We start from the raw sequence: 11,688 nt of genomic DNA on the forward strand, positions 1-11,688 counted from the left end.
TTATTTTGAAAGACGGATTACAGTTGTGCACCCATTGAGGCACAAACCATAATCCGTCTGATGCTTTAAAATCGCTTGTTATGCTGTTTTAATTGAATTAGGGGGTTAATAACTTAGCGTCATTTCTGGCCTAGTTGCTCGCGTTTGCGTTGCAGTTCTTGTTGCTGCTGTTGCATGGCTTGTAGACGAGCGGACAATCCTTTCAGCTTCTGTGGATTGCTTTGGGCCTCCTTATAATTGGCTTCCAGCGAACTGAGGAGCTTCTCGTCATTAGTGGTCTTACGCAAGAACCACATAATGGCAGCACTGAAGAACAGACTGACGAAATAGTAGAAGTTAAGTCCCGATGAGTAATCGTTGAACATGAAGAAGAACATCACGGGCATAAGGTACATCATCCACTGCATCATCTTCATCTGTTCGGCCTGCTGACCTACCATTTGATCGCGCTGCTGACGCATGGTCATCATCGAATAAAGCACGTTCGATAGGCAGAAGAGAATACAAGTGAGCGAAAGGTGATCGCCAATAAGCCAGATGTTGTGTCCCCACTCCAACACAGGGTCGTAGGTAGACAGGTCGTCTATCCACAAGAAGCTTTCTCCACGAAGCTGGATAGCATTGGGAACGAAGTTAAACATCGCAATCCAGATGGGCATTTGTATAAGCATCGGTAAACAACCAGAAAGTGGACTGACACCATACTTAGCGTATTCGCTCATCATGGCCTGCTGTTTTTTCATCTGGTCTTCGGGCTTATTGAATTCTTTCGTTGCCTCTTCGAGTTTGGGTTTAAGCACGCGCATCTTAGCCGAGCTTAGGTAGCTCTTCTTCACTAAGGGGAAAGTGATAAACTTCAAAAGCAAAGTGATGAGGATGAGCACCACACCCATGTTGATGTCGAGACCTGTTAGCCAGTCGAAAACATAGAGCGTGAACCAACGGTTGATTATGCGGAACAAAGGCCAACCTAGATAAACGAGTCTTTCTAATTCCAAGTCTTTGCCAAAATGGCTTTGACTTTCCATCTTCTGCAATAAACGGAAGTCGTTAGGACCATAATAAAAATCAAGTTGTGTGGGTTGTGCGCCCGTTGGATCGAAGGCTGTTTTAAGCTTGGCTTGATATTGTTTGAGGTAGCCCGAACCCTTTTCTTGGGGGATGCTGGTCAACGTAGCGTTCGTACCGAAGTCGGTTTTAGCAATCATAACAGCAGAGAAGAACTGGTTTTTGAAGGCCACCCAATCGATTTTATCTTCAATAACCTCGTCTATTTTCTCAGAAGTCTCACTTAAATAGTCTGTTCCTCCTTCCGTATTATGGTAAGTTAGCGATGCATATCGACTCTCGAAGGTGAATCCTTTCTCTTGTTGTGCGCATCGTTCTTGCCAATTTATGTCTACAGTATTTATCGAAGGGTTGAGTATTCCTCCCATACCCGTTGCCGAAATACTTGTATGCAGCATGTATTCGTTGCCTAACACATACTTAATTGTAAGTGTTTTACCCGCAGCCGCCTCAGCTGTAAAAGTCACTGTGGTGTCAGTAACATCCGATGCGGTGAAATATAGGTCGGCGGTACTTACATAGCCGTCTTTGGTGGCAAAGGTATAGGTAAGGCTTTGGTCTTTTCCTTGGAACAGGGTAAGATCTTTATTGCCGTTCCTATCAGTAAAATTACTAATAACTGCCTTGTCTACAACCCCACCCTTCGTGTTAAGTTGAAGTTGCAACTTACTATTTTTCAACACGATGGATTTGGCTTCGCCAGTCAATGCCTTATGAAACAGGGCGCTTGTATCGGTTGTAGCCTGTTGCAGGGTTTGTGCACGTTCGGCATCGACTTTGGCCTTAGCCTTCGTTTGCTCTTCCTTGTTTTTCTTTTCAATCTGTTCCTTTTGCTGTTGCTTAGCCAATTCTTCCTCTGAAGGACGGTTCCAAAGACTGAAACCAACAAGCACTAAGCCAATGAGGATGAAACCGATAAGATTATTTTTATTCATTATGTCTTGTCCATTTATCCCGTTCTATCATCGCGTGGCATACCCAACGGCAGCCAACACTGTTACCGGGAGATAATCAGATATTATGTATTTATTTTTTGTTTGCTATTGCCGTCTTAACGAAATCTACGAAAAGGGGGTGTGGATTAAGCACCGTACTCTGGTATTCGGGATGGAATTGCGTACCGACATACCATTTAAGGCCCGATATCTCCACGATTTCAACGAGGTCGCTTTCAGGGTTTTTGCCTACGCAAGCCATTCCCGCGCGTTCGTATTCCTTTTGATATTCGCTGTTAAACTCGTAACGATGGCGGTGTCTTTCCTGTATATGTTCGTGTTTATATATGTCTATCACACGCGAAGTTTGCTTCAATACGCATTCGTAAGCCCCAAGACGCATCGTTCCGCCCATGTTGGTGATGTTCTTTTGCTCTTCCATGATGTCGATAACGTTGTGTTCCGTCTTCTCGTCCATCTCGCGGCTGTTGGCGTCTTCATAGCCAAGCACGTTGCGAGCGAACTCTATCACCATCATTTGCATACCCAGACAGATGCCAAACGTGGGTATATCGTTCGTGCGAGCATAGTGGGCGGCGATAATTTTGCCTTCTGTTCCACGTTGTCCAAAGCCAGGACAGATAACGATACCATCCATTCCAGCCAGTTTTTCAGCCACATTCTCTTTTGTTATCTTCTCCGAATTGATGAAAGTGAGCACCGTTTTATGGTCGTTGTATGTACCTGCCTGATACAGACTTTCGCGAATACTCTTGTAAGCGTCCTGCAAATCGTACTTACCAACTAATCCAATGTTCACCTCGTTAGCAGCTTGTCTGCGTCTTTCCAAGAACTTACGCCATGGTCCAAGTGCTGGTTTCTCGCCAATAGGTTCGCCCATTCGCTTCAAAATGGCTACATCTAGCCCTTGTTCCTGCATTCTCACGGGAGCTTCGTATATGCTTGGCAAGTCTTCACTTTGCACAACGCAGTCTAAATCCACGTTACAGAAAGCCGCAACTTTCTTCAAAATGCCAGAATTTAACGTTTTCTCGGTGCGCAATACCAAAACGTCGGGTTGTATTCCAAGGCTTTGCAGTTCCTTAACGCTATGCTGTGTGGGTTTGGTTTTAAGTTCTTGGGCTGCTTTCAGATAGGGAATGTATGTGAGATGCACACAAACGGCTTTCTTTCCCAATTCCCATTTCAATTGTCTGATAGCTTCGAGGAAGGGCGTCGACTCGATATCACCCACTGTTCCACCAATCTCGGTGATAACAAAATCATAGTGATACTTCTCACCTAAGAGCTTCACGTTTCGCTTAATTTCGTCGGTGATATGAGGAACAACCTGAATGGTCTTGCCCAAATAGTCGCCTCGACGTTCCTTATCGATAACCGACTTATATATCCTACCCGTTGTTAGCGAGTTGGCCTTAGTGGTCTTGATGTCTGTAAAACGTTCGTAGTGTCCCAGGTCAAGGTCTGTTTCCATCCCATCCACTGTGACATAACATTCGCCATGTTCGTAGGGGTTAAGCGTTCCTGGGTCGATATTGATATAAGGATCGAACTTCTGGATGGTGATATTATACCCTCTTGCCTGAAGGAGTTTACCAATAGACGAGGAGATAATGCCTTTGCCTAGCGAAGAAACTACTCCACCCGTTACGAAAATATACTTAGTCTCTGTCACAATGATTATAATTTATTTGTTTATAAACACTTATATACCTACTCAAAGCCTGCACGCCTATGGCCAATACAGGCATCTTTTTCCTAAACTGCAAATGTACGATAAAAAAACGAAATGCACAAGAATTAAAGGAATGTTATAAGACGCACGCAACAAAATCGCCATTTCGGTGCAATTCTACCCTATCACTTCACCTTTTAAACCACATCGGGCTCATTGAACGCCACTTAAAAGCTGGCACTTAAATAACGCGTGCCATCCAATCGCAGCTCGCATGAAAGGGAAAACGGTGACGAATATCTTGCTTTGTTACCTCTTTAAATACGCATTTCTTGTAATATCGCAGCCATTTTCTGAACCGTAGCCACGCGTGTTGGCACAAGTGGCAAACGTAATTCGTTTTCGATAAAGCCCATTTCGTGCAACAAGGCCTTTACGCCCGCAGGATTTCCATCAACGAAAAGCAAACTATATAGCTCGGTAAAGCGATGGTGTATTTTACGGGCAGGCTCGTATTCGCCATTAAATTCCAAGCGAATCATTCGTGAAAACTCGCGTGGAAGAGCATTACCAATAACCGATATAACGCCTGCTGCCCCACTGGCTATCATGGGAAAGGTTAGCGCATCGTCACCACTTAGCACATCAAAATGGGCAGGTTTGTTCTTAATAATCTCATCTACCTGCTCCAAACTACCGCCAGCCTCCTTTACTGCAATGATGTTTTTACAGTCGGTTGCGAGCCTAATGGTTGTCTCAGACTTCATGTTGATGCCCGTTCGACCCGGTACGTTGTACAACACGACAGGTAACGGACAATTGTCGGCAATCATTTTAAAATGCCGATAAAGTCCCTCTTGCGATGGTTTGTTATAATATGGACAAACGCTCAGTATGCCGTCTACTCCTCTCAGGTCGAACGATTGTAGTTCCTTTACCACAGCCATGGTGTTATTTCCACCGCAACCCATCAGCACAGGCAACCTTCCTTGGTTTGCTTCAACAACGAAACGCTTTATCTCGGCACGCTCTTCATAATCCAAGCAAGGGCTCTCGCTTGTTGTGCCAAGTATACAAAGAAAGTCGGCACCATTGTCCGTTTGGTATTCGATGAGTCGTTTCAATGCCACATAGTCTATCGATCCGTCCGTTTTAAATGGTGTCACAAGGGCAATGCCCAAGCCTTTGAATATGTTCGTTGCCATAAAATTGGTTTTTTATGTTTGGATAGTGCAAAGGTAAGGGAATTTGAATGAATAACAAAACCTAAATAAACGGAATTTTCTACCACTCTAAAATAATCGCTATTCACATCGTAAAATATGGGTTAGTGTTAAAACTTTTAGCATGTTATGAAGTAAAAACACGTGCATTCATACCTATTTTTCACTCTTTCGTGTACGCCTATATGACCAAAGTGATTAAGTTTTATAAGTAATGGACTTTTATCAACACACACATACATCTGTACAAGCTAACTTGTAGTGGCACTACAAAAGGCTTGTACTGACACTACAAGATGCTTGTAGCGTGACTACAAACGACTTGTAGTGTGACTACAAACGAGTTGTAGCCCCACTACAAGCTGTATTGTACTGATCGCGAAGCAAGTTCACAGACACAATAACCGTAATCAATGGACTGAAGCCCATCACCTACGCCCAATGTAAAGTATCTCCAGAAGTTGCCCGAACCATGCTCCAGTTTGCCGATAAAGCAGGAGATGCTGACGAAGGAATATATCGGGAAGTAGTGATGGCAGCAAAACACACAACATCTCCTTCAGCTTTAGCAGCCCAGCGATGCCGAAGAGGTTAAGTGTCTGCGCTACTAAGCGCACTTCAATCATATTAACTTTATCTATTGATAGCACACCTGCCGATAGGGGCAACGCGTGCATCGTTCTCTGTCTTCGGTGGGTTCGAACGGGCGATCTTTGTCGAAAATTTCTTCTAAAAGCGACTGCAAACCCGCCCAAAACTCATCGCGATATGTGGCTACATCGTCTACGCGCTCTTTGCCTAGGCGCAACACGGGGTCGTTTTCTTCAGCAGATGCCTGCTGAATAAACAGCAAGGCAGGACTAACGGGCAGTTTCTGCGCATTCCAAAAGGCCGAATCGCGCACAATCGCAGCGTAAAGGAATGTTTGAAAGAAATAGTCAGCGTGGTTCTTGGTCACCTTTTCGCCTGAGAAAATGTCTTCAAAAGCGGCAACTCCTGTCTGTGGTTTCCGTCCAGTCTTGTAGTCCACCACGCGGATTACCTTCCCCATACCCTCGTCCACTTCGTCTAATCGGTCTACATAACCGCCTATTTTCAAGGGGTGTTGCTTGCCGTCAACATGAAAAAGCACGTCGTTATACACCTGTTTTTCCATTGCCAGTATGCGGAAAGGCGTCAAGGCGAGGTCCATCTGCAACAGTTTCTTCAAGTAAGAGATAATCACTCCGCGATTAATCAGCTGCAAACCATTGTATTCTGGTCGCTGGTTGGTGTTAGATACCTTAAACAACTCTTCGTTAAACGCCCTATCCACAACGCGCTGCAAGGCCGACTTATCCGCAAGAAAATCCTTAATGGCGCGATCAGTAACGGTCGAATTGGCATCCATCAGTTGCTCGTAAATCAGTTGTGAGCTTTTATGGAAGATGTTGCCAAAGGTTCTGTTGTCAATATCGTCGGTTTCATCGTCACTTTCTTTCAATCCTGCTACAATATTATAGAAGAACAATAGCTGACAACGCAGGTAGCGATTGATGGCCGTTGGCGACAGCTTTTCAAGTTTAAGCATCTCTTCCATGATGCTTTGCGTTTTCCTAACGGCATGCGGCTGCAACACATTGGGCGTTTGTCCAGCTTGCAACGACAGTCGTTCAATCTGATGGCCGCTCTCAACAAGCATTTGCAACATAAAGCGACTCATCTCGCCAGTGTGTCCGTCTTCAGTTGAATTGTTATATAATATGGTGACGTTCTTTGCCCGTTGCAACAGTCGGTGGAAGTAATAAGAATAGATAGCCACCTTGTGATCTACGGTTGTGAGCCCGTGTGCCTTGCGTATTGAATAAGGAATAAACGAGGCATCGTTAACGCCTTTAGGCATGTTACCTTCATTGCACGACAGCAATAAGATGTTGTCGAAATCCAAGTTACGGGTTTCTAACACGCCCATTACTTGCAAGCCAACCGCTGGTTCACCGTGGAAAGGGATACTCGTAGACTGCACCAGCTGTGTAATCAATCGCAACAGAGTTATTAAATCTACCGAGAGGTCGCCCGAAATAATCAACTCGTGCAAGCGATTAAATAAGGTGTACATCCTATATATGGCCTCCTTCATTAGGTGGTCATTGGTTTCTTGCGTGCTCGTACCCACACATCTCAGCAGTTGCAACATCCATTCCAGCAGTCTGGCATGATACGCTTGCATGTCGGCAACACCCTCTTCTAGGTCTGCAAACAGCAAGGTTAAGCCTTCATCGGTGGTTAAATCTTGCCTTAACGGATAATAGGTGTGATGTTTTTCGAGCGTAGACAGCAGTTTACTGCAATTCTCGGAGAGGAAAAGGCTATACGGATGCCTAAGCACTGGCCGTACATATTGTAGCCTATAACGCCCCGAATTCTTGGTGTAGCCTGCGGTTTGCAAGGCGATGAGCGCATTAACAAACGAAAAGACAGGTGACTGCGCCAAGGGAAAGCCCGTGGTGATATTCACACTTTCTACCTGTGGAGGCAGACTATGCACCACGGTTTGCAGCAAATTCTCGTCGCACAACACCACTGCCGTCTTTCGTCCTGCCTGCACAAAGGCATCGTTATGCAGCCAATGCCCCACAAAGCGAGCCTGAATGGTTTCTGTAGAGGCCGAAACGAACTGCAACTTTTTCTCTTGGCGGAAGTTGTCGTATATCTCTTCGTCACGATTAAACAGTTCGTTGGGAAAGGCTTCGAGGTATTGACGGATGTAATGTCCAGCCTCGTTGTTGACCCCTTCCATATAATAGCGGTCGAAATCCCAATAAAATTTGGCCTTACCTGCCTTTTCTAGTCGGGCGAACAGCCTCTGTTCAACTTTCTGCAACATGTTGAAGCCCACAAATACGTAAGTTTCTGCATCGAAACTCACGTTCTCGTTACAAACCACTTCGCGATAAAGTGCGCCCTCGTAGGCAAGCCCTTCTTCTTGCAGATGGACGTTATACCTATTATATATGTCGCCAAAGTTTTGCCATAACTGCAAAAAACGTTTTTTCAACTCCGTGTTATAATCGTCAGAGAAGTTACTGAAAAAGCGCTTCAACACCTCCCGTTGTTCATCGGTTAGGTACGAAATGTCGTCCAACTCGTGAATGTTGCTCAGATTTCTAAACACGTCTGTGGCATCGGCCAGGTTCTTATCTATGTCGTCGAAATCACTTAGCATCAGCATTCCCCAACCATAAAAGTGATCGAGTGTTTCAGTAGAGCCAGTGCATTGTACATAAATACGATAGAGGTCGCAAACTAGCTTGATGTCGTCGGCCACTATTCGTTCGCTCCTATCGCGAAAAAGCTGACTGATTGTGGTGTAAACAGGACTCCACAACGGACCATCTGCCATGCGCGCCAAATGCTCGTTAAGGAATAAAGATGCACGTTTGTTTGGGAAAACAAGTGTTACACGCGACAAGTCTGTGCCAAATTTCTTCAATAAATCTTCGGCAACGTATTCTAAAAAGGTCTTTCTCATTTCACTTCCTCTATCTTATTGCTGTAAACATACCACAAGTAGCCACTTACTCGCTTATATCCCATCGTTTCTAACAAGGCCATGTAGCTAGCCACTTGGGCATGGTGTTCTTCCTTGGGCTTACCAAACTTAAAATCGATAACCCGCATTTCCTCGCCGTTTGTTATCACACGGTCGGGCCTATGGGTAACAACAGCATTTGTAACAGGGTCTATCGAGAGTATGGAGCATTCGTTAAACAGTTGCCAACCATCCGAAAACCACTCCTTTACGCGCTTATCGGCAAAGCGTTTGTTCAGCATTTCCACCAATTTATCTTTGGTTAGGTCACTATCGTATATCACACCGTCTTGCTCCAACTGCCTTAACACGTTTGGAACATCGGCTAATGTACGTATCTGAGCAAACACCGCATGCAGCACACTACCTAGTTTGATATAGTTGTTTTGTTGAGAGTCTTCGTCTTCTCCTCCGATAAACTCCGAACTTTTGTTGCTCTGTAAGAATTGGGCTTTGCTTTCGTACACCTTCACATCAAAGGTAAAGGGTGACGGGATGGTGTTAAATACGTTGTCGGATGTGCTTTTCGCCTTCTCCTCTGCCGTGTCTATTGATAAGGTTCCGTAGTTAAACTCCAAATCTTCTTCGGCTGTTGTTTCAAGCGTACTGCCTGGCAACACGCCCGTTAGCTGTTCTAAACACTGCCCAATAACAGCAGAACGGCTGCCCGACTTATCTTTTTCGCCCAACACAAAGAGGTTTCGGCCTGCCCTTGTGAACGCCACATACAGCAAGTTCATGTTGTCTACCATCGTTTGCAGATGCTCGTGCAGGTAGTCTTTCTCGAAAACCGACCCCATTAACTGCTTGGGATAGAGGTCAACGGGGATAAGTGGCAAGGCGTTGTATGGAGCTTCGTCGGGCTGACACCATAGCGTGCCACCCGTTCTTTCCAATTGCCAGTCACAAAAAGGCACGATGGTATGGGCAAATTCTAGTCCTTTGCTCTTATGAATGGTAAGCAGTCGCACGCCGTTAAGTTCGTCACTCTGTATGGCACGATCTTTCATATCGTTCTCCCATTCGTCGATTACAGCGCTTAGGTCGGCCGAATTGTCCACCAAAAACTTGTTCAACCTATCGTAAAAGGTGCAGATGTATGCGCTTTGTTCCGATAAACGTTCTAGTTGAAAAGCCTGATACACCTCTTCAACGATGTTGAATATGGGCATGGCCATCAGTTGTTGGTGGTTGTTCCAAAACCTTTCGGGTAGGAAGTGGGCCACATCTACATCGCGTTTAAGCATCTCGCGGTCGCCAATGGCATTGCCCAAGATGTGCGTTTGATAAGTGGTAGCGAGGTTGGCTTGCAACAAACGGTCGGCAGGATTGGCCAAAACGCGCAGCGCAGCCATGATTATCTGCACGGCAACAGAGGCTTGCAGCTTAAATCCTTCGTCCGAAACCAATCGCACTTCGGGCAAATGCACCATCATATAGTCGGCAATAAGTGCAATGGAATTGTTGTTACGTACCAAAATGGCAATGTCCTTGGCCTTTGCTCCTTGTTCCAACAGATTCTTTATCGTATCACACACCTTGGCCATCATACGTTGTTCGCAGTCTTCTTTATTAAGAAGGCACACCTCTACCCTACCTCTCGGTGTTTTGTCTGTGGGCACCAACTGCTTCACATCTTGATAAGCCACCTGCATTTGTTGTGCTCCCATTGGACTTTTCACCTCTAACTCACGCTGTTCAATGGCACATGCCGCCTCGAAAAAGGCGTTGTTAAAGTCTACGATATTACGTTCCGAGCGATAGTTGGTAGTCATTCGCTCAATCTTAAAGGCATGTGGCGAGCCTGTAAATTGCTTTTCAATCTCGTTTAGCAGTCGCCAGTCGCCCGAACGCCATCTGTATATACTCTGTTTCACGTCACCCACAATCAAACTTTGCGATTGGTTGTGGCTCATACACTCTTGTAACAGCACCTTAAAGTTGGCCCATTGCACCGTGCTTGTATCTTGAAACTCGTCAATCATGATGTGTTCGAGCTGCGTTCCTATCTTCTCGAAGATAAAAGGAGTATCACTATCGTGTATCAAAGCATGCAAAAGGGTTTGCGTATCGCTCAACAAGAAACGGTTAGACTGGTCATTAAGTTCGCGCACCTGCGTCTCTATCTTGTCCAAAAGTCGCAGTTGATCCAGATGCCGCAAAGTAAGCTTAGCCGATTTAAGATGTTTTGCCTGCTCCTTACGCAGCTTTTCAGAGTCATTCAGATAGTCGAACAGCACATTTCTCACCACGGTTAGCGCGTGTCCATCACCGTTTTGCTCGTTCTTTCCTACCCAAGCGTTTGGGTCTTCAAGGGCATCAAGCACGCGTTTGGTCAAAAGTTTGTCGTCTTCCACATGTCCGTTCTTCAGCTTAATGAAATAACCGCAAACGCCTTTATCCTTATAACCAAAGTCGTCAACCGACAATTGGTTTTCTTCCAACAGCTCATCAAATCGTTCGCCAATGCCAATAAGCTTTTGTTCGGCCTCCTTTCCCAATGCCCTAATGGTCTTTACGTAGCTGTCAAACAACTCTTCGTTGGCCATTAGCTCACTCAGTTGTTTCCGATTGCTTTTATACACATCCTTAAAGATGTTCTCGCCGAAACGCTTTATCTGTCCTATTACGTTCCAACTCTTATCGTCGGCGATGTTCTGTTGGATATATTCCATTATCCATTTCAACACCTTGCTATTAGGACTAAGCTCTTCTATCAGCTTATCCACAGCTTGTTGCTCCACCTGACTATCGTTCAACCCCACATGCAGGTTAGCGGTGAGGTCCAATTCACGCGCTAGATTTCGCAAAACTGCTTGAAAAAAGGTGTCGATGGTTTCAACTCTGAAGTAGTTGTAATTGTGCAATAGGTTGCTCAAAGCCGCTCCTGCCTGTTGCGAAGCATACTCGGGGGTGATGTCTAGCTCACTTGTCACCTTGTCCAGATAGCCTTTCGAGCTGGGCAGAAGCTTCCAAATACCGTAAAGTTGGCTCAATATGCGAAGCTTCATCTCTTCGGTGGCTTTGTTGGTAAAGGTAACGGCAAGTATGTTTCGGTAGCTATGCGGATTGCGCAACAATATCTTGATGTAGTTCACGGCCAAAGTAAACGTCTTGCCGCTTCCTGCACTTGCCTTATAAACGGTTAATGGAGTATGCATGGTGTTATCTGTTATTTCTTGGGAAGTAAATGTT

At 45.3% G+C, this 11,688-nt stretch carries 6 protein-coding genes; all 6 read right to left on the minus strand.

Annotation, left to right across the window (positions count from 1 at the left end):
- Positions 1-119 precede the first annotated feature (119 nt).
- Positions 120-2,003, minus strand: a complete 1,884-nt coding sequence (yidC, locus tag F453_RS0102085) for a membrane protein insertase YidC (protein WP_018966510.1) — start codon at positions 2,001-2,003, stop codon at positions 120-122.
- A gap of 91 nt (positions 2,004-2,094) precedes the next feature.
- Positions 2,095-3,699 carry a CTP synthase gene (gene pyrG / locus F453_RS0102090; RefSeq protein WP_018966511.1) on the minus strand — a complete coding sequence of 535 codons (1,605 nt, stop codon included), beginning with the start codon at positions 3,697-3,699 and terminating at the stop codon, positions 2,095-2,097.
- 317 nt (positions 3,700-4,016) lie between these two features.
- Positions 4,017-4,904, minus strand: a complete 888-nt coding sequence (gene dapA / locus F453_RS0102095) for a 4-hydroxy-tetrahydrodipicolinate synthase (RefSeq protein ID WP_009235621.1) — start codon at positions 4,902-4,904, stop codon at positions 4,017-4,019.
- A gap of 446 nt (positions 4,905-5,350) precedes the next feature.
- Positions 5,351-5,548, minus strand: coding sequence for a hypothetical protein (locus F453_RS15790; RefSeq protein WP_018966512.1), 198 nt, complete (start codon positions 5,546-5,548; stop codon positions 5,351-5,353).
- Positions 5,549-5,559: 11 nt separating this feature from the next.
- Complete coding sequence (locus F453_RS0102105) at positions 5,560-8,433, minus strand: PD-(D/E)XK nuclease family protein (protein WP_018966513.1); 2,874 nt, start codon at positions 8,431-8,433, stop codon at positions 5,560-5,562.
- Entirely contained in the window at positions 8,430-11,669 is a 3,240-nt protein-coding gene (locus F453_RS0102110) for a UvrD-helicase domain-containing protein (protein WP_262502533.1), read from the minus strand. Before F453_RS0102110 ends, F453_RS0102105 begins: the two co-directional genes overlap by 4 nt.
- Between the last annotated feature and the right edge of the window lie 19 nt (positions 11,670-11,688).

This window comes from Hoylesella loescheii DSM 19665 = JCM 12249 = ATCC 15930 (genome assembly GCF_000378085.1).
GTDB lineage: Bacteria > Bacteroidota > Bacteroidia > Bacteroidales > Bacteroidaceae > Prevotella > Prevotella loescheii.

Bases quoted from the DNA above. Each gene is read 5' to 3' on its own strand.
- F453_RS15790 (WP_018966512.1), bottom strand. From the start codon at position 5,548: ATGATTGAAGTGCGCTTAGTAGCGCAGACACTTAACCTCTTCGGCATC.
- yidC (WP_018966510.1), bottom strand. From the start codon at position 2,003: ATGAATAAAAATAATCTTATCGGTTTCATCCTCATTGGCTTAGTGCTT.
- F453_RS0102105 (WP_018966513.1), bottom strand. From the start codon at position 8,433: ATGAGAAAGACCTTTTTAGAATACGTTGCCGAAGATTTATTGAAGAAA.
- dapA (WP_009235621.1), bottom strand. From the start codon at position 4,904: ATGGCAACGAACATATTCAAAGGCTTGGGCATTGCCCTTGTGACACCA.